The organism is Pseudoalteromonas sp. BSi20429 (genome assembly GCF_000238895.1).
Classification (GTDB): Bacteria; Pseudomonadota; Gammaproteobacteria; order Enterobacterales; family Alteromonadaceae; genus Pseudoalteromonas; species Pseudoalteromonas arctica.
Map to the genome: position 1 here is coordinate 23326 of NZ_BADV01000022.1, position 20074 is coordinate 43399.

General features: G+C 39.5%; 14 protein-coding genes. 12 read left to right on the forward strand and 2 right to left on the reverse strand.

Annotation, left to right across the window (positions count from 1 at the left end; translation table 11 throughout):
* The first annotated feature begins 8 nt into the window (after positions 1–8).
* The 6 genes from metH (at position 9) to P20429_RS15395 (ending at position 11213) form a co-directional block, all read left to right on the forward strand.
* Positions 9–2639, forward strand: coding sequence for a methionine synthase (gene metH, locus P20429_RS15420; protein WP_007581209.1), 2631 nt, complete (start codon positions 9–11; stop codon positions 2637–2639).
* 314 nt (positions 2640–2953) lie between these two features.
* A complete protein-coding gene (locus tag P20429_RS15415) occupies positions 2954–3742 on the forward strand; it encodes a DUF3800 domain-containing protein (RefSeq protein ID WP_007581211.1) in 789 nt (262 codons plus the stop codon).
* A 238-nt stretch (positions 3743–3980) separates the two neighbouring features.
* Positions 3981–4736 carry a hypothetical protein gene (locus P20429_RS15410; RefSeq protein ID WP_007581213.1) on the forward strand — a complete coding sequence of 252 codons (756 nt, stop codon included), beginning with the start codon at positions 3981–3983 and terminating at the stop codon, positions 4734–4736.
* Between the two features lie 209 nt (positions 4737–4945).
* Complete coding sequence (locus P20429_RS15405; RefSeq protein WP_139047171.1) at positions 4946–8044, forward strand: Ig-like domain-containing protein; 3099 nt, start codon at positions 4946–4948, stop codon at positions 8042–8044.
* A gap of 413 nt (positions 8045–8457) precedes the next feature.
* Positions 8458–8955, forward strand: coding sequence for a (2Fe-2S)-binding protein (locus P20429_RS15400; protein ID WP_002958127.1), 498 nt, complete (start codon positions 8458–8460; stop codon positions 8953–8955).
* A complete protein-coding gene (locus P20429_RS15395; protein ID WP_007581218.1) occupies positions 8952–11213 on the forward strand; it encodes a xanthine dehydrogenase family protein molybdopterin-binding subunit in 2262 nt (753 codons plus the stop codon). Before P20429_RS15400 ends, P20429_RS15395 begins: the two co-directional genes overlap by 4 nt.
* A 68-nt stretch (positions 11214–11281) precedes the next feature.
* Here P20429_RS15395 and P20429_RS15390 read toward each other — a convergent pair whose 3' ends face one another.
* The gene (locus P20429_RS15390; protein ID WP_007581220.1) at positions 11282–11479 is read right to left on the reverse strand and encodes a CsbD family protein; all 198 of its coding nucleotides are present in this window, start codon (positions 11477–11479) and stop codon (positions 11282–11284) included.
* A gap of 280 nt (positions 11480–11759) precedes the next feature.
* Between P20429_RS15390 and P20429_RS15385 the strand changes: the two genes are divergently transcribed.
* The 5 genes from P20429_RS15385 (at position 11760) to P20429_RS15365 (ending at position 17728) form a co-directional block, all read left to right on the forward strand.
* Positions 11760–12173, forward strand: coding sequence for a group II truncated hemoglobin (locus tag P20429_RS15385; protein WP_007581222.1), 414 nt, complete (start codon positions 11760–11762; stop codon positions 12171–12173).
* Between the two features lie 83 nt (positions 12174–12256).
* The gene (hrpB, locus tag P20429_RS15380; protein ID WP_007581224.1) at positions 12257–14683 is read left to right on the forward strand and encodes an ATP-dependent helicase HrpB; all 2427 of its coding nucleotides are present in this window, start codon (positions 12257–12259) and stop codon (positions 14681–14683) included.
* Between the two features lie 257 nt (positions 14684–14940).
* A complete protein-coding gene (locus P20429_RS15375; RefSeq protein ID WP_007581226.1) occupies positions 14941–15405 on the forward strand; it encodes a nuclear transport factor 2 family protein in 465 nt (154 codons plus the stop codon).
* Between the two features lie 15 nt (positions 15406–15420).
* Positions 15421–15765, forward strand: coding sequence for a DUF6694 family lipoprotein (locus P20429_RS15370; protein WP_007581228.1), 345 nt, complete (start codon positions 15421–15423; stop codon positions 15763–15765).
* A gap of 397 nt (positions 15766–16162) precedes the next feature.
* Positions 16163–17728 (forward strand): diguanylate cyclase domain-containing protein, encoded by a 1566-nt coding sequence (locus P20429_RS15365; RefSeq protein WP_237715145.1) that lies wholly within the window; start codon positions 16163–16165, stop codon positions 17726–17728.
* 49 nt (positions 17729–17777) lie between these two features.
* Here the strand turns inward: P20429_RS15365 and P20429_RS15360 are convergent, their stop codons facing one another.
* Positions 17778–17993, reverse strand: coding sequence for a hypothetical protein (locus P20429_RS15360; RefSeq protein WP_002958138.1), 216 nt, complete (start codon positions 17991–17993; stop codon positions 17778–17780).
* Positions 17994–18163: 170 nt separating this feature from the next.
* Here P20429_RS15360 and P20429_RS15355 point away from each other — a divergent pair, with 170 nt between their 5' ends.
* Complete coding sequence (locus P20429_RS15355) at positions 18164–20071, forward strand: DUF1800 family protein (RefSeq protein ID WP_007581234.1); 1908 nt, start codon at positions 18164–18166, stop codon at positions 20069–20071.
* Positions 20072–20074: the final 3 nt, after the last annotated feature.

Below are 20074 nucleotides of genomic sequence, written 5' to 3' on the forward strand. Positions count from 1 at the left end.
GAGCCAGCATGACCCAACAAATAGCAGTATTTACTAATGTCGGCGAACGTACCAATGTAACGGGTTCTGCCATGTTTAAACGTTTAATCATGGAAGAAGACTTTGAAGCCGCGCTAACAGTGGCACGCGAACAAGTAGAAAACGGCGCACAGGTTATTGATATAAACATGGACGAAGCCATGTTGGATTCAAAAGCCGCCATGGTTAAGTTTTTAAACTTAATAGCCTCAGAGCCTGATATTTCTCGCGTACCAATTATGGTCGACTCCTCAAAATGGGAAGTAATAGAAGCAGGCTTAAAGTGTATTCAAGGCAAGGCAATTGTTAACTCAATATCGCTAAAAGAGGGCGAAGAGCCATTTATTCGCCAAGCTAAAATAATAAAGCGCTTTGGTGCAGCCGCTGTTGTAATGGCGTTTGATACCGACGGGCAAGCCGACACGGCAGACCGTAAGTTCGCAATATGTGCGCGCAGTTATAAAATATTGGTAGAAGATATTGGCTTTGCGCCAGAAGATATTATATTCGACCCTAATATATTTGCCGTAGCCACCGGTATTGAAGAGCACGATAACTACGCCGTAGAATTTATTGAAGGCACACGCCGCATTAAACAAAATTTGCCGCACTGTAAAGTGTCGGGCGGTGTATCAAATGTATCGTTTTCGTTTAGGGGTAATAACCCCGTACGTGAAGCTATTCACTCGGTGTTTTTATATCACGCTATTCAAGCTGGTATGGATATGGGTATTGTAAATGCGGGGCAACTAGCCGTTTACGATGATATACCAGAAGAACTACGTAAAGCCGTTACCGACGTAATACTTAACACCGACTCAGGCGCAGGCGAGCGTTTAGTAGAGCTTGCACCAAAATACTCGGGTATGGCGCAAGCCGAGCGAGTAGAAGATTTAGAGTGGCGCACATGGCCTGTTGCAAAACGCCTTGAGCACGCGCTTGTTAAAGGTATTACTACCTTTATAGATGAAGATACCGAAGAATGCCGCGCCGCAGCAGCTAAACCTATTCACGTAATTGAAGGGCCGTTAATGGACGGCATGAACGTGGTAGGCGACTTATTTGGCGCAGGTAAAATGTTTTTACCACAAGTTGTTAAATCGGCGCGCGTAATGAAGCGAGCCGTAGCCTACCTAGACCCATACATTGAGCTTGAAAAAGAAGAAGGCTCAACTAACGGTAAAATAGTGATGGCGACCGTAAAAGGTGACGTACACGACATAGGTAAAAATATTGTGGGTGTTGTACTGCAATGTAATAACTATGAAGTAATCGACTTAGGTGTAATGGTACCGGCTGATAAAATATTGCAAACCGCCATCGACGAAAAAGCCGATATTATTGGATTATCGGGCTTAATTACCCCATCGCTTGACGAAATGGTACACGTAGCAAAAGAAATGAAACGCCGTGGTTTTGAACTTCCGCTACTAATTGGTGGCGCAACTACTTCTAAAGCGCACACCGCAGTAAAAATTGAGCCGCAATATGACAAAGGCGTAGTTTATGTAAGTAATGCCAGCCGTGCGGTAGGTGTAGTATCTAATTTATTATCAAAAGAGCATAAGCCTGGTTTTTTAGAAAAAACCCAAGCTGAATATGTAAAAGTACGCGAGCAACAAGCGCGTAAAAAACCTCGCTCTAAGCCTGTTACAATCCAGCGCGCACGCGATAACGCAGCACAACTCGATTGGGATAACTACACGCCACCGGTGCCTAAAAAGCTCGGCGTGATCGAGTTTAAAAACGTATCAATTGCCACTTTACGTAAATACATAGATTGGACGCCATACTTTATGACGTGGTCAATCGCCGGTAAATACCCGCGCATAATGGACGATGAAGTAGTAGGCGAGCAAGCGCAAAGCTTATTTAAAGACGCTAACGACATGTTAGACGACCTTGAAAAAGCAGGCAGTTTGCAACCACTTGGCGTAATAGGTTTATTCCCTGCTAACCGCGTTGGGGACGACATAGAAATATACACCGACGAAACACGCAAAGAGCTGTTAACTACCTCGTGCCATTTACGTCAGCAAACCGAAAAAACCGACTTTGCTAACTACTGCCTAGCCGACTACATAGCACCCAAAGGCACACCAGACTATTTTGGCGCGTTTGCAGTAACGGGCGGTTTAGAAGAAGACGACTTAGCAAATGCGTTTGACGCACAGCAAGATGACTACAACAAAATAATGATTAAAGCGGTTGCCGACAGGCTTGCCGAAGCGTTTGCAGAATACCTGCACGAAAAAGTACGTAAAGAGTATTGGGGTTTTGCACCAGACGAAAACCTAGCAAACGATGAGCTAATACGCGAAAACTACCAAGGTATTCGCCCAGCGCCAGGTTACCCCGCGTGCCCAGAGCACACCGAGAAAAAGAAAATTTGGCAGTTGCTCGATACCGAAAAACGCATTGGCATGCAGCTAACTAGCTCGTACGCCATGTGGCCAGGTGCTGCTGTTTCAGGTTGGTACTTCTCACATCCAGAAGCTAAGTACTATGCAGTAGCAGCGGTACAACGCGATCAAGTAGAAGACTACGCTAAACGAACCAATATGACGCTTGAAGAAGCTGAAAGATGGCTGTCACCTAACTTGGGGTATGATCCGGAGTAATAGCGAAGCGGTCAGTTTTTAGCTGTCAGCTATCAGTAAACACAAAGAACAAAAACGAGCCTAATTAGGCTCGTTTTTTTGTTTTTAAATTAGTTTAGTTAGATAGAGGTGTATTATGGTTTTGTCGCATGGCATTAATAAACGTTTTTTGTGAAAAATAATAAAGTCCTTTTTTTGTCTAGATAATCATATGTTTACAAAGAGTTTATTTAGTGAAATTATTAATCAAGCGAATATAAGTAGTTTTGGGATGTTATGACCCCCAAAAATTGAACCTAATAGGCTATTTAATGCTTATGCATAAGGAGAGTGAAGTGAACGATGTAGTATCATTTGCTGATGAAAGTGGAATTTCAAAAGGGTCACCTTGTTATACTATCGGTATTTTAAATGTTCCAAGTGAATATTTAGATGAATTCAATTTTAAAATTGAACAAATTTATAAATCGAGTGGGATTCAAGGTGAAATAAAATGGGAAAAAATAAGAAAAAGCTCAGGACAAATTAATTTATGCTTAAATATCTTAAAGTTTGTACTAAGTAGCCCGTGTACTTTCCATGCTATTGCGGTATCAAAAGCCCCTTATCAAAAATGGCATAGAGATGAAGAAGCGGCTTTTTACACAACGTATAATCAACTTCTAAATCAAAGTAGTAAAGGTTTAAACGCTAACTTTAAAGTATATATAGACCAGAAAAGTACAAAATACCCCAAACAAGATGAAGTAATTCAAATTATTACTAATCATATGCTTGCTAAATTACCAACATCTTCAAAAATTGAGCTTGTATCAATGCAAGACTCTAAGCTTCATTGGGGTTTACAGGCTGTTGATATATTAACTGGGGCAGTTAATACTGGTTATCTTTTATATTTCAACCCCAAATCTGATATGCAAATGGCAAAAAAACTAGCCACTTTTCGAATGGCTTCAATTTTAGGTTGGGATCAATTAGCCTACGATACTAGACCAAATAATATGTTTAACATTTGGCACTTTCCGATAGAAACTAGAGCTATACCAGATACTAGAGATATAGTTCCTAATTTTGCAGTACCAAATGTTAGTAGAGCAGAATACGAAGTTATAACAGGCTCTTAATAAGGTTTTAGACCGACTTTACTTAGGGAGGGTTTTGAAAGATTTACTCGCTTTTGTTCCATTTCGTATTTAATAACAAAAGGGCTCAAATCTTTATTCCAGACATAGTGATGAATTTATTGCTAAAAATATGAATACACAGCACAAATTGGTCACTAATTTTAGTATCTTTGAAATCTGGTACATACATATCCACTCAGGTTTTTCATTTCCAATGACTTTAATTAAAGGGCTATAAATGAAATTTATTAATCACATAGCATTATGTTTATCTCTACTTTTTACATCGAACACATTTGCGCTTGAGCAAAAATATCACGAGTTCGTTTTACCTGTTATTGCAGCCTTTGAAAGTGACGATAAAGCAGCTATTGCCTCGCTTGTTTATTACCCGCTAAAACGACGATACCCGATACCTGACATTAAAAATGAAGCTGAGTTTATTAACCGCTTTGATGAAGTGTTTGACGATGAACTTGTTGCCGTTATTGGCAGTTCTAATATTAATACCGATTGGGAAAGCGGTGGTTGGCGCGGCATTATGCTAAATAACGGCGTCATGTGGGTAGATACTGACGGTAAAATTATTGCTGTAAATACCCAAAATACTAAAGAGCAGGCACTTGCTAAAAGCTTAATCGAACAAGGTAAACAATCCTTGCACGCAAGTATTAATACTTTTGAAAAACCAGTACTCGATTGGAAAACGGCTAACTATCATGTTCGCGTTGATGATTTAGGCGAGCATAATTTTCGGTATGCAGTGTGGGGTATTAATAAAAAGCCAAGTGACAAGCCTGATATGGTTTTGCTAAATGGCGATATTACATTTGAGGGTAGCGGCGGGAATCATCACTATACGTTTAAAAATGGTCGTTATAGTTATGTGCTACAAGTAACCATTATTGGCTGCGATACATCACCACCAGGTTGGCTTGAAGTTTATAAAGACGATGAGCGATTGTTGTCTGAAGATGTTATGAGCACTCATTAATCGCTTTTTATTAGTAAGCATGCGGCTAAAATCTCTATAAAAGTAGCTTTAGCTGCAAGTTAAATGTTATTACTTTATTCTTCTATCCCTTTGTAAAACTTTGTTAATCGCCTCTTTATTTCCGGTTGGTACTCTATATAATGCCGTGTTAATGGAACGTTGCAGTTGTAGTGACGTGATTAAATAAAGAAATACAAAGGATTATGGAATTGATTAAACTATCTTGCCTTACGTTGCTCATGATGAGCGCGTATTCAGTGAATGCCAATACTCACGCTCAGCCTATAAAAAACACTCAAGAAAATACTTACGGTGATGCTGTTTTAATTAACGATCAAAAAATAAATTTTGATAAAGCTCATTTTGAAAGTTTATCTAAAAAACCTCTACTCGCGCCAATTATAAAAAATAATAGCCTTACTCAAGCTGCCTCAGACGAGGAAAGCATAGAGCTTAGCAGCGTATTTCGTGAATTTTCGTTAGGCAACTCAACAGGCCGAAAAGGCTTGTACGTGGCACCTTTGTCGGGTGTGGGTAGTAAGCACATTATATCCGCCCAAGAGAGCAATTTTAATATTATAGAATATGTGAAAGGTGCGTATGAAGTAACTGCTCGCTACGACTTTGATGACTATATTGAAGATACCACGCTAATTAAAGATACAGTGGCAGATACATACTACTTATATGTTTTAGAAAATAACGCAGTACATAAAGTTAATTTAGTCACTCAAGAGATAGAACTAAGTAAAGAGTTTTATTACCCAAGAGCAGCAGATAAGTTTGATATAAATAACGATGGGCAAGATGAGCTTTTTGTTTATCAAAGCAGTAAGCTTTTTGTTCTTAACTCGCTCGATTTATCTGAAATTGCGGTACTTGAAAACGTACCACAAAACTTTGTGACAGGCTCATTTACTGAGGCTAATGCAAAAGAAGTTTTATTTAGTGATGGTGCGGTATATAGATTCGAAAATTCAGAATTTGTACTGCACAAACAACTTAGTGTAAGTATTAATGGCGAGCATTTAATTGCTGTTGATATTAATAACGACGGCTTAGATGAAGTGATTAATGGGCAAAGTTGGTACAGCATAGAAATGCTAAGCCCAAGCACTGAAAGCATTTTATGGACAGCCCAAAGCGACTTAGATATTGATAAAGTAATAGTTGCAGACATCGATAATGATGGTACCGACGATTTAGTTTACGGCGATGGTCAGTGGGGAAGTTTATACGCGCTTTCACTCACAACAGGCGTTGAGTTTTGGAGTATTAATAATCCAGAGCATGGTGTATCGGGTATTGTTGTAGATGACCTTAACGGTGATGGTAAGCAAAATATTGCTTGGGGCTCAGGTTATTCTTCGTCAGGTGAAGATGGTTTTTATATTCACAACACGGATGACAAAACTCAACAGTGGGCTAAAGGCATTAAGTACTACTCAAATAAAGCGTTAGCACTTGCTGATATTAATAACAACGGAAGCTTAGATATACTTTATTCCGAGCGTGACAGTAACGCTTTGCATATAGTAGATACACAAACTAATGAAAAAATCCTTACAAACATAAGCGTTAATAACGATTGGGATAATAATAATTTAGTCACTACTGCTCAGCTGTTTGATGATGGTAAGAATTATATTATTGCTGGCAGCTCTGCTATATACGATGCGAATGTACAGGTGTTTTCACCTGAAACGGGTGAAGAGCTATTTCAAACATATCTTGGCGGCGGAGACTACATTAGTACCTTAACAACGTTAGATATTAATAATGATGGCAAGCTAGAAATAATAGTAGGTAATGGTGCTGAGCATACAGGAAGTGAAGGTACCTTTTTTAAAGTATTAAATGGGCAAACTGGAGAGTTATTAAAAACATCGCCTCGCTTAGGATTTTATTGGGGCGGTATGAGTTCAATAGTAACTGGAAGCTTTCTTAATAACGAAAATATAGATGTGGTTAGTCTTGTTAGTGACTACCTCATTAGTTATGACTACTCTGAAAACACTATCTCTAAAGTTGCTTTAGAACAAAGTTTTAACGGCTTGGTTAATACTGTAATTAATGGAGAAGAAACTTTAGTTGCATCTACCTATAATGGCTCACTTTATAAAGTGGCTTTAAATGGGCAGACAACATTAATTAGTGAAGTGTGCCAAAACTCTTTAAATAACATTGTGTCTGTAAGAGCTGGGTTTGTGCAGTATTCGTGTTCAGATCAGTTTGGTGAATATAACCTAGATAGCAATGTGGTTTCATACACTGTTGAGCGTAATAATAATGACAGTTGGTTAGCAACGTCTACGTATAATAATGTTGATTATACCTTGTTGGCGGGTCGGTCATTGGAGGTGTTTTCTAATCAAGTTACTGAGCCTTTAGCTAAGCCTGAAGCTGTAAGCTACTCTGATCATGTTTTAAAAAGCATACAAATAGATTTACCTGTATCAGATGATATTGATTATGTAGTTTTAAATAAGAGACCAACTCTGGGTAGGGTCGAGTTTACCGACAGACAGGCGGGTCTACTAACTTATATACCTTCGGGGACTGTAGGCATTGACGAGCTTAGTTACTACACAGTAAAAGATCGTTCACGTTCAGCGTTATCAAGCTTAACGTTAGAGCTCACAAATACAGCACCTACAGCAAATAATATGACACTGCAAACTCATTGGAATACACCGCTTAACTTTAATCTAGAAGGTGTGGATGAAGACGCTGAGCAATTAGTATTTCAAATTAAAAATTCGCCTGCTCATGGGCAAATTCAGTTAATGGATTCTGCTTTAGGTAGCGTGACCTTCTCACCAAGTGGTGACTCGGTTGAGCCAGTATCAGTTAGCTTTACAGTGAAAGATTCTTTAGTTGAATCTGAGCTTCATAATGTTGTTATTGAACTAACAAATACAGCCCCACAAGCTCAAAATGTAACATATAACACCTCTTATAAGAGTGAAGTGAATGGTCGCTTTTCAGCATTAGATAGCGACAACGATACACTTGAATTTGAAGTGGTAACTGAGCCAAATTCAGGAACTTTAACATTTGAGCCTGATACTGGATTGTTTAAACTAACTCCTACGAGCGAATCTGATCATGTAGTAACGTTTAGTTATGTAGCTAAAGATAAATTTGATAGTTCAGCAGTTCAAACCGTGACTATAAACGTTGAAGGTAAGCAAGCTGCTGCGGTAGCGACTCCTTCATCTGATTCAGGCTCTAGCTCTGGTGGCAGTATTTATTACTTACTTACGCTGCTATCAGTGGTTTTATTTGGTAGACGCCGTTTTAATTAATAGTTAGAAGCTTATTTACACTATCTAAAACCGCCAAATGGCGGTTTTTTTTATTAATAGTCTTTTTAAACTTTTATTTAGGGCCTGTTTATCTTTCGAGGTTTAACATGCTCTGCCCCAAGGGTTCTGCATAGGGGCAATTTACGCTTTGTTGTTTACAAACCTCCCGCCGCGATTAAATCTCCCCTAGATTGAGTGAACTTCAATCTAAAAAGGTCTGCAGTCCCTAGTCTAATACTAATAATCAGACGTTAATAATTTCAATGTGGTTTAAACGTTCTAATAATTAGTATTTTTATAAAACAGATCTAAGTGGTAGGCTAAAAGTAGTAAGTATAAAATAGTAAGTAATTAAAAATAGTTCTCGCGCAACAAGGAACCCTCCTGTAAAGCGCTTTGCCAAGGAGTTTAGTATGATCACGCTTACCATTAATGGTAATAAACATGAGTTTTCTGGCGATCCGTCAACGCCAGTATTATGGTATCTCCGAGACGAATTGAATTTAACTGGGCCTAAATTTGGCTGTGGTATGGCTCAGTGCGGTGCGTGTACCGTGCATATTGATGGGGTAGCTCAGCGCTCGTGTGTATTGCCTGTAGCGGCAGTAGCGGGTCTTTCAATTACTACAATTGAAGGGTTAAGCGAGCAGGGCGACCATCCAGTGCAACAAGCATGGGTTGAGCATAAAGTACCGCAGTGTGGTTTTTGCCAGTGCGGCCAAATGATGCAAGCTGCAAGCTTATTAGCTGCAAACCCAACCCCAACCGACGATGAAATAGTAAGTAATATGTCGGGTAATATTTGCCGTTGTGGTACCTACCCGCGTATTCATAAAGCGATTAAGTCGGCCGCTAAAACAATGGCGAGTGTTCAGTATTTTGACCCAAATGAACAAGGGGAAGAAGTATGAACCAAGATAACAAATACTTTGATTTAAACCGCCGTAAGTTTTTAAAAACCAGTGCAATAGGTGCGTTAGTACTCGGTACTTATTTTGTAGGCAGTGCGCCAAGAGCATTTGCGGGTGTGTTAGAGCAGCCATCTGAGCTGGCAAAACGCGCAAACTTATTTATTGCACTGCGCCCAGACGGCATGGTTGAAATAACCTGTCATCGCTCTGAAATGGGTCAGCAAATTCGCACCGCGATTGCACAAATAGTTGCCGATGAAATGGAAGCCGCGTGGGATAAGGTTATTGTTATTCAGGGTAAGGGCGACCCTAAATACGGCGATCAAAATACCGATGGCTCGCGCAGTATTCGCTACAACATGCAGCGCCTGCGTGAAATGGGCGCAAGTGTACGTTACATGATGCAGCATGCTGCCGCTAAGTTTTGGAAAGTCGATCCACAAACCTGTACTGCTAATCAACACGTTGTTACACACAGCTCAGGTAAATCGCTTACTTATAAAGATTTAATCGACTTAGCATTTACAATAACGCCACCAGAAGCTGACAAACTAACACTTAAAACACGCAAAGAATGGCGCTACATTAATACCGGCATGGCGCACATAGATTTAGCCGATTTAGTAACAGGCAAAGCTATATTTGCAGCCGATGTACGCGAACCACAAGCGCTGGTGGCTATAATTGAACGCCCGCCGGTAGTAGGCGGTGTTGTTAAGTCATTTGATGCCAGTGCTACAAAAGCGATAAACGGCGTTATAGATGTTATTGAAATTCCTGCACCAAAAGGCGCGCCGCAGTTTCAGCCAAAAGGCGGCATTGCGATTATAGCTAAAAATACATGGGCTGCATGGCAAGGGCGTAAAGCATTAAAAGTCGTGTGGGATGATGGCAAAAATGGCGATTACAATTCAGAAGAATTTAAAAAGTCATTATTAAAAACAGTACAAACTCCACAGGCAAACATACGTGATAAAGGCGATGCCATGGGCGTGTTGGCTAAATCGAGCAATAAATTGGTAGCTGATTATTACGCACCGCATCTTGCTCAAGCACCAATGGAGCCGCCTTGTGCAACAGCTATGTACAACAAAGACAGTGTTGATATATGGGCTGCTACGCAAAATCCACAAGCCGATATGAAAACAGTGGCGGCAATGCTTGGCATGGATGAGAGCAAAATTAACGTTAACGTTACCATGTTAGGAGGCGGTTTTGGGCGTAAATCAAAACCTGATTTTTCAGCAGAAGCAGCTTACCTTTCAATGAAAGTAGGCAAGCCTATTCGTGTTCAATGGACGCGTGAAGACGACATACAACATGGTTTTTACCATGCAGTTTCGGCTCAGCACATTGAAGCATCGCTAGATAAAAATGGCGCAATAGAATCGTATTTACACCGCACCGCGTTTTCACCAATTACCTCTACCTTTTCAGAAGGGGCGACTACGCCAGGAAGCTTTGAACTGCGCTTAGGATTTACCGATAACCCTATTAACACACCTAACATGAAGTTAGAAAACGGTGATGCGCCTGCCAAAGCACGAATTGGTTGGATGCGTTCTGTATCAAATATTTTTCATGCTTTTGCTATTCAGTCATTTATTGGCGAAGCAGCACACAAAGCCGGTCGCGACCAAAAAGACTATTTACTAGACACGATAGGTCCGAGTCGCATTGTTGATGTAACTGAGCAAAATGCCACATACGATAATTACGGTGGCGATAAAGCGGTTTATCCTTTAGATATTGGCAGACTGCGCCATGTTATTGAAAAAGTAACTGACATGAGTAAATGGGGTCGAGAGCTTCCTAAAGGTCGAGGTTTAGGAATAGCAGCACACAGAAGCTTTTTAACTTACGTAGCTACGGTAGTTGAAGTAGAAGTGTCGGATGCTGGCGATTTAAAAGTAATTAAGTCGTGGGTTGCCATTGATGCGGGTACTGTTGTAAACACCGACACTGTTAAAAACCAAACCCAAGGTGGCTCTATTTATGGGATTACAACTGCAATCAGCGATGGTATTACCTTTGATAAAGGGCGCGTACAGCAAAGTAATTTTCATGATTATCGCGTACCGCGTATGAGCGACGCACCTCTTGAGATTGAAGTTGAAATTGTACAAAGCGATGCACCACCAGCAGGGGTAGGCGAGCCATCTACACCGGTTTATGCGCCAGCATTATGTAATGCTATTTTTGCAGCGTGCGGAAAGCGTATTAGGCAGTTACCGATTGGTAACCAATTAAAAGCGTAGCTAAATAACCTACAGCTTAAACAAAAAAACCGCCAAATGGCGGTTTTTTTAAAAGCGGTTAACGCGGTTTAACGACCTTTTTCAAACTCATCAACTTCACGCTCTGCTTCTTCTTTAGATTTACCGTATTGCTGCTGGATTTTACCAACTAGCTCTGTACGGCTACCTTCAATTTTATCTAAATCGTCGTTGGTAAGATCGCCCCATTTTTGTTGAGCCTTACCTTTAAGTTCTTTCCAATTACCTTCGATACGATCGCTGTTCATAAGTTTATCCTTACTTTAGGTTAGTGAATTAACTGTCAGTTATAAAGTAGCAAGCCTTGTACCAATGAATAATAATGGTTTTATTGTTTTCATTATCAGTTGGTTATATTTTTATGTTGAGCGATTTTGTTTTTAATATTGCGCTATTTATTAAAAAATATACATAGCAGCCTGTAATTATTGCTGACATAAATTAGGCCGCTTTGATGTAACTCATTCTTAAATTTTTGTTTTAAGCTAATATGCAGGTATTAAACAAAGTAGTTAACCTGAGTGAGTTATGAATACAAAAACGTGTGAATACGGAGTGGATGACTGCTCATACAAAATGGCAGGTGAGTTAGCAGGTATTACACAATTGGTGAATGCGTTTTACGACAATATGGACGCTTTAAAAGAGGCTGAACATATAAGGAGTATGCATTCAAAAGACTTATTGGCATCGCGTAAAAAACTTGCTTACTTTTTGTCGGGCTGGTTAGGTGGTCCTAAATTATACGCTGAACATTTTGGTAGTATTAACATACCTCAAGCGCACAAACATTTACATGTAGGAATTGAGCAAAGTGATGCATGGCTTTTATGCATGCAAAAAGCGGTTGATGGGCAACCTTACGAAGCACCATTTAAAATTTACTTAATGCAGCAATTACGAGTGCCTGCAGATCGAATTAGAATGGTGTCGGGTAGTTAATAGCAATTATTAATAAACATCTACCGCGGTGTCGCTGCGGTTTTTTGTTACAATGCCTGCAAAGCAATTTAGGGTAAATAGCTGTGCTGCCGGTTCAAGACATATATCAACAACTCGTTACTACATTACAAAGTAATCCTATTACGTTATTACAAGCGCCGCCTGGTGCGGGTAAATCTACGTGGTTGCCGCTGCAACTAATGCGCGATGGGCATTTTAAACGTATTGTAATGCTAGAGCCTCGCCGTTTAGCTGCTCGTAATATTGCCAGCTACCTAGCAAAGTGCCAAAACGAAAGTGTTGGGCAAAGTGTGGGCTTGCGGATTAGGGGCGAGAGTAAAGTAAGCGCTAATACGCGCCTCGAAATAGTTACCGAAGGCATGCTAACGCGCATGCTGCAAAACGACCCCGAATTAAGCGATATTGATTTACTGATATTTGATGAATTTCATGAGCGTTCAATTGCAGCCGATACCTCACTTGCCTTTGCGCTCGAGACCCAAAGTGCGCTGCGTGAAGGTTTAACCATTATGCTTATGTCGGCAACTCTTGATACTGAGCGTTATACAGCGTTTTTTGACTGCCCTGTAATTCAATCAAGCGGTCGCAGCTACCCAATAGACGAAGTATACATACCCATAAAAGATGAAAGCCGCTGGCTTGATGCAATTCCTAGCATAATAAAAAAAGCACTTAATGAGCAAACAGGTAGCGCATTGGTGTTTTTACCTGGGCAATTTGAAATACTACGCGTGCAACAAGCACTGAACGATTTACCCAGTAACTGCATAGTCGCAACGCTATTTGGCGAGCAAGATAAAGCTAATCAGCAAGCTGCTATTGCTCCTGCACCAAACGGTATGCGCAAAGTAGTGCTTACCACCAATGTAGCCGAAACCAGTTTAACTATTGAAGGCATACGCATTGTAATTGACAGCGGCAAGCGCCGTGCAGCGACCTTTAATTTAAAAACAGGGGTCACAGAGCTCACAACACAAAGTATATCGCGCTCCTCTGCTGTGCAGCGAGCAGGACGTGCAGGGCGAATAGAGCCGGGCGTTGTTTATCGAATTGGCTCAAAGCAAACCTTTGAGCGACGTAATAGCCACGACAATCCCGAAATACTCACATCAGACATAAGCCAACTTATGCTTGAGGCAAAGCAGTGGGGAGCCAGTATTGATGAGCTAACCCTACTTGATAAGCCTACTGAGCAACAATGCGAGCAAGCAAGTAACCTGCTCAACATGCTAGAAGCTATTGATAGCAAGGGTAAGCTCACACCGCTTGGCAGTAAAATGTTAGGTTTTGGTGCTGATATTCGTTTGGCGCATATGCTACTAAAAGCACAAATACTTGATGACCAACTCCCTGGTATTTTTAGGCTCGCTATTTATTTAGTGGCATTACTTGAGAGCCGAGTAAACAGTGCAAACGAGTTGAGTTTAGCGTTGCATAGCCAACAGCAACGTCCGCATCCGGTATTTAAACAGCAGTTAAAATATTGGCAAAGCCGCTTAAAAGTAAAAGACGAAAACAGCGAATTAAATACGCATTATATTAGTTTGCTAGTGGCATTGGCATACCCAGATCGTATTGCTAAAAAACGCGGTAATGGTTACCTACTTGCCAATGGTGCAGGTGCTGAGTTAAATGCCGATTACTGGCACAACGACGATTACTTAGCTATAGCAACCATGGGCGGGCACAAAGGAGGGCGTATATTTGCAGCCACCGCGCTTAACCCATTTGAGTTACAAGAATTTTTACCGCATTTATTTAGTGAACTTACTCGCTGTGAGTTTGACGAAAAATCAGCACGTTTTATTCATCAAGATGAAGTAAAGCTCGGGGCTATAACGCTCAGCAGCCAGCCTAGTAAACAAAAACTAGATAAGAGCGAGCGCGCTAAAGCGTGGCTAAACTTATTTGCTAAACACGGTTTTGCATTATTTAACGAGCAACCTGATGCGCAGCAATTGCTGATACGCATGAGCTTAGCAAGTAAGTTATTACCCGATAAATTTCCAAAAACAAATGAGCAACAACTTATTCAAAATGCAGCGCAGTGGCTAGGCGTGTTTTTAGAAGATATTAAAACGCTCACGCAGCTTAAAAAGTTTAACTACTTTGAAGCACTACAAAACTGTTTTGATTGGCAACAACAAACCGCTTTAAAAGCACTGTTACCACTGCGCTTAACGGTGCCAAGTGGCTCAAATATAAAAATAGAATACCAGCTTGATGGCCCCGCAAAGCTAAGCGTGCGTATGCAAGAAGTTTATGGCTTGACCAGTACGCCTATGCTTGCCAACGGTAAACTGCCACTGCTTATGGAGCTGCTATCGCCAGGTAAACGCTCATTGCAACTTACTCAAGATTTAGCGCACTTTTGGGCTAGCAGTTACCGCGATGTGCAAAAGGAAATGAAAGGTCGTTACCCTAAGCATTTTTGGCCAGACGACCCTGCCAACAGCGTTGCAACCAACAGAGTAAAGAGCAAAATGTAGGAGTTATACCAATTTTATTAAAAACATGATCATTTTGTCGTATTAAATAGCGCACTCACTGCGTTAAAAATTATTCATATAGAACAACTATATGTCGTAATTTTTGCCTTGTTATTACGCTATTTTCTTAGCGCTATAATGAACACTAATTTAATGCAATTGGTATTAATTACTTAACGTTATTTGTTTTATTTTTGAGCATATTAATATAGTGTTCCTATAAATGAATCAATATTTTTAACTACAGGGAATAAGTGATGAAGCTACTTTTAACGTTAGGTTTGGCTCTAGTAACTGCTTTTTCGGCTTATGCTGAAAAGCCACTCGACTTAAATGCGTTTGCGCAGCAGTACTATAAAACAATGACCGCCACACAAGCACCTAACGCAGGTGCTAAAGAGCTTGAGGCTTACCTTGCATTGTTAACCGATGATATTGGCAATCAGCATATTCCGTATCAACCGGATGACTCACGTACTCCAGATGGTAAAAAGCAGATGCGCAAAGGTATGAGTTTTTACTTAGGTGCGCACACGTTGTTTGAAAGCACACTGCTTAATACATTTGTGTTTAACGATACAGGCTTTGCTATTCGTTATAAAAACTATGTAAAAGGTATTCATCCGCAAAATAAACAGCCAATTGAGTATACCTCCACAATGATGGAAGTGATTGAAATTGAAAACGGCAAAGTGGCGATGATCCGCAAGTATCACGAATAACAAATAAGGATATATATGAAACATTTACTTATCGCATTATCAATATTAATGCTTAGTGCATGCGTTAGTACAAAAAATGATTTTAGATTTGATGGCTCCACACCAGAGACAACTCAAGTGGGAGTTAATAAAGTTTTAAAAGCATTAAAGCCTCAAGATTCCATGCGTTTTTTAGGCGCTTTAATCGCAATTCAATTTTCTGACGTGCAAAGCTTAGACGATATTATGGGCGACCCGACCATGATGGGGGAAATGAATTACTTTATTATTGGCAAAAAAATAGATGGTTTAAATTATTACGAAGTACTGGAGCTTGCGAGTTCGTCTCCATCAAAAGTTGAATTTTCTGTAGTGGAATAATTTCAGCTTTTTGTACTACTTTAAATGTGTAATACCAATCCGCAATAATACTTAATCATTTTGCGGGGCTAAACGTGTCGCTACCTGCGTTAAAAAATTTTCATTTAGAACAACTAAATAGTGAATTTTTTGCCTAGCTATCAACACGTTTTTCCGCCCTCAAAATAGACCACTTAATTAAGCGAATTGGTATAATTTTATGTCTATATTAAATATATTATTGAAAGGGCTAAAGTTTTAACGCTATAAAATTTAATAGTAAACTTTGTTTATTCCTGCTCATGAATTTATACTACGCTTTAGTAAGAAGCTAATTATTTATTATTTAGGTACAGGGAGTCTAAAATATAAAAATGTAAGCTACTTTGACTTAATTTTACACGATTAGATAGAGACTATGACATTAAGATTTTTTGTAATAATAGGTACTTTGATTTTAATGTGCTTTGTAACAAGTTTATTAGTAGGGTACCGCTATTTCTTTAGCCTGCCGACCATAAACACTAGTATTGAAGATTATCAAAATCGTGAATTATTAAGTCTTAAAATTGCGCTTGATAGAGAGTTTATATTTTTAGAAACACTCAATTATGACTACGCCGTATGGGATGATACCTATAATTACATGGCTGATTTTGACGTAGAATATGTAGATTCAAACTTTGTAGGTGACACCTTCTACTCTCTCAAAATTGATGGTGTGTTTATCTACGATATAAACTTTAATATGGTTTACAGGCAAGCGTATAATTATATTAAACATACTGAGTTTGATGCACCTGATTTAGATTTACAGGTTAATAAATTAAACCGCGCAATTATTCCTAATTCAAAAGCCTCTGAAGACGACAACAGTTTAAGCCATTCTGGTTTTTTGCAAACAGCGGACGGCCCTGTCATGTTTGCATCGCATGTAATAAAGCGAACAGATAAAACAGGTGAGCCTGTTGGTAGTATTGTTTTTATAAAAAAAGTAAGACCGTCGTTGATCAAGTCCTTAGCTGAGATTGCACAAGTGGAGCTTAGCTACTCACAAATAGAACAGGCTAGTTCTTTAAACGATATTGCGACGCTTAAAGGGAGCCTCCAAGGAGAGGACATTGCCACTCAAAGGAAAAGGGTGATTCTAGATATAAACGGTAATCCACTTATTGCTTTGAACATTAAGCACCACCATCAAACACTGCCAGTTTTATTTGATCACTATTTAAAACTTATTTTGTTAATGTTTTTTGTAATGTCACTTTTGAGTTTCTATATTGTAAATCGTTACTTTATTGAACCACTTATTAACGGTGCGTCCGCTATCAATTCAATGCTGGTTAAAAACGATTTACAGCCTCTGAGATTCAGTAATAAATTTTTAGAAATGCGCGTTTTAATTAGCGGGTTTAATGCATTAATTAAACAAGTTAAAGATCAAAATTTTAAGCTTGAAAAAATAAGTAAAATTGATGGGTTAACCCAAATTTACAACAGGCGTGCCTTTGACGAAATTATTGCGGCGCAATGGGAACAGGCTCAACAGCAAAAAAATGCCTTTGGAATAATATTACTTGATGTAGACCATTTCAAAAATTATAACGATTTTTATGGTCACCAAGGCGGAGACAACGTTTTACAAGCTCTTGCCCAAAAGCTAAAGCAAGTAGCTAAGCAAAACACAGGTACAGTGGCGCGCTATGGCGGCGAAGAGTTCATATTATTCTTTAAACAGCTTTCTTATGAAGAGTTTGTAGATATATCTCAGCAATTGCTTTTGGCGGTTAGGGAATTAAATCTACCTCATGAAGCGTCGCCTGTACGTGAATATTTAACAATTAGTGCTGGGTGTGTATTTGCTACAAAAGAAACCTTAAGTAGTAAAAATGTGTCTATGCAATCACTAATTAAAGAAGCTGACATAATGCTTTACGAAGCGAAAAACTCAGGTAGAGATAAAACATCAATCAAATCTATATAATTCAAGTGAATTATTAAAGATGCATCAGCTGTTTTTTATTATAAAACGCTTAAACCTCTTTCCCGCCATGGCTCTGTGCTAGGTCGTCAAGTTCGGCGCAAGTGTAATCAAAACCACTTTCGTCGTATTCGTATGTCACTTTTACACTATCGCCGCCATTAAAAAGTCGTGTTTTTACATCGTTAACCGGCCAGTCTTTCAGCTCGTGTAAAAACCGGTTAGCAACTTGTGAAGATTCAAAACAATAGCGAATTTCTGTTTTCATAAATAATAAAGCTCTGGCTGTTTACCCCTGCAGCTAGTGCATTATTAATGGGGCGTTCATGATTCGGTTACAAAAAATAAAGAGTTAAATTGTAAATTTTGTGTTTCAATAAATGCATCAAACTCGGTACACACTAACGTACTTTAATTAACAAATGATGACGACTTTACATGCATTATAAATTTGCTCTGATCGCAAGCACTGTTTTTATACTAAGCGCTTGCGGTGGTTCAGGCTCAGATGATACGCCAACCGTTAACGGAAATAAAATCCCCATTTTGTCAGTCGCTGATATTCCTAGTGAATTAAGTAAGGGCCAAACAATTGAGCTAACAGCAACAGCTAGTGATAAAGACGGCACTATTACATCGGTTGTATGGCAACAAACGCAAGGGCCTGAACTAATTAGCGGGCCTTTAGAGGCAGTAACCACCTCAGTAACACTGCTAAATGCGCAAAGTTATAAGCCTGTTAATTACGCTTTTTCGGTCACAGCAACCGACAATGAAGGAGCAAGCAGTGTAAAAACGCTGAGCTTTATAGCGCGCAATAATATGGATGAGATTAGCGCCGCACGGTTACTACACCAAGCAACAATGGGGCCTAAGCTTAGTGAAATACAAAACGCACAAGGTTTAAGCGAGCAGCAATGGCTTGATAAACAAATAGCGCTACCTATTAATTATCACCGTGATTATTTAGTAAAGCTAAATGACGATGACGACTTTAAATACATAAGCCGCATAGATGCATGGTGGAAAGCAGTAATGCAAAGTGACGATCAACTCCGTCAACGTGTTGCATTTGCGTTAAGTGAAATATTAGTGGTGTCGGATGAGAACAGTGCCTTAAGAGGGCAACCTGAGGGCATGATCACTTATTACGATTTATTACTAAAGCATGCCTTTGGTAATTATCGTGACTTACTCGAAGATGTCACGCTTTCGCCTATTATGGGAACTTATTTAAGCCATTTGGGTAACGAAAAAGCAGACGATACACTTAATATTCGCCCAGACGAAAATTACGCACGTGAAGTAATGCAGTTATTTACTATTGGCCTTGAAGAGCTAAACCTAGATGGCAGCGCCAAGCTTGATGCACAAGGTAATACCATTGCCACTTACGGACAGGTAGAAATAGAGAGTTTTGCACGCGTATTTACTGGTTGGACGTTTGCCGATAGTGAAACATTTAAGCGTAAAAGTCGTGATTATATTAAGCCAATGGAAGCATTTGACGAGTACCATTCTAGTAAACAAAAAACCTTACTAAACGGTGAGGTTATACCACAAGGTTATGTAGCAGAAGAGTCATTGCAAATAGCCCTCGATAACTTATTTAACCATCAAAATGTTGCGCCGTTTATTAGCAAGCAGCTTATTCAGCGATTAATTACCTCAAACCCAACACCCCAATACGTTGAGCGAGTAGCTAATATATTTATTGATAATGGCGCCGGTGTACGCGGCGATTTAGCGGCTGTAGTAAAGGCTATTTATTTAGATGATGAAGCGCGGCATTTTGGCTCAGTGCTTAATTACCAAGGTAAAATTAAAGAGCCTATTTTAAAAACTGTACAGTTTTGGCGAAATCTCGATGCTAAATCGCCAGCGGGTTATTATAAAACATGGAATTTAATAAATAGCTACGGACAAGGACCCATGCAGTCGGCTTCGGTATTTAACTTTTTTAGGCCTGATTATCAAACCGCAGCTTTGCGAAATGAAGGTATTGTTGCGCCAGAATTACAAATAGCAAACGACGCAACACTGATTGGTACCATGAACGCGCTTTATGCAAGTTTAGTATGGAGTACCGCAGAAGCGCGCAGCGATTTAAATTCAAATAGTATTTATATTTATGTTCAAGACGACATGAATGTTTTAGAGAAAAACGGTGTTAGCGCGCTATTAGCTCAGTACAACACGTTATATTTTGCAGGCGCAATGAGCAGTGACACGCGCCAAGCGTTATTTGATTTAGATGCCTATTTTAATGAAGAGCAATACCGTGAACGGGTTTCGTATTTATTATATATGATTGCTATTTCACCTGAATTTAACGTGCAGTATTAGGAG

Coding starts and splice junctions, on each gene's coding strand:
- P20429_RS15385 (WP_007581222.1), top strand. CDS start 11,760: ATGAATACAAAAACGTGTGAATACGGAGTGGATGACTGCTCATACAAA.
- P20429_RS15370 (WP_007581228.1), top strand. CDS start 15,421: ATGAAACATTTACTTATCGCATTATCAATATTAATGCTTAGTGCATGC.
- P20429_RS15375 (WP_007581226.1), top strand. CDS start 14,941: ATGAAGCTACTTTTAACGTTAGGTTTGGCTCTAGTAACTGCTTTTTCG.
- metH (WP_007581209.1), top strand. CDS start 9: ATGACCCAACAAATAGCAGTATTTACTAATGTCGGCGAACGTACCAAT.
- P20429_RS15400 (WP_002958127.1), top strand. CDS start 8,458: ATGATCACGCTTACCATTAATGGTAATAAACATGAGTTTTCTGGCGAT.
- P20429_RS15395 (WP_007581218.1), top strand. CDS start 8,952: ATGAACCAAGATAACAAATACTTTGATTTAAACCGCCGTAAGTTTTTA.
- P20429_RS15360 (WP_002958138.1), bottom strand. CDS start 17,993: ATGAAAACAGAAATTCGCTATTGTTTTGAATCTTCACAAGTTGCTAAC.
- P20429_RS15365 (WP_237715145.1), top strand. CDS start 16,163: ATGACATTAAGATTTTTTGTAATAATAGGTACTTTGATTTTAATGTGC.
- P20429_RS15410 (WP_007581213.1), top strand. CDS start 3,981: ATGAAATTTATTAATCACATAGCATTATGTTTATCTCTACTTTTTACA.
- P20429_RS15355 (WP_007581234.1), top strand. CDS start 18,164: ATGCATTATAAATTTGCTCTGATCGCAAGCACTGTTTTTATACTAAGC.
- P20429_RS15390 (WP_007581220.1), bottom strand. CDS start 11,479: ATGAACAGCGATCGTATCGAAGGTAATTGGAAAGAACTTAAAGGTAAG.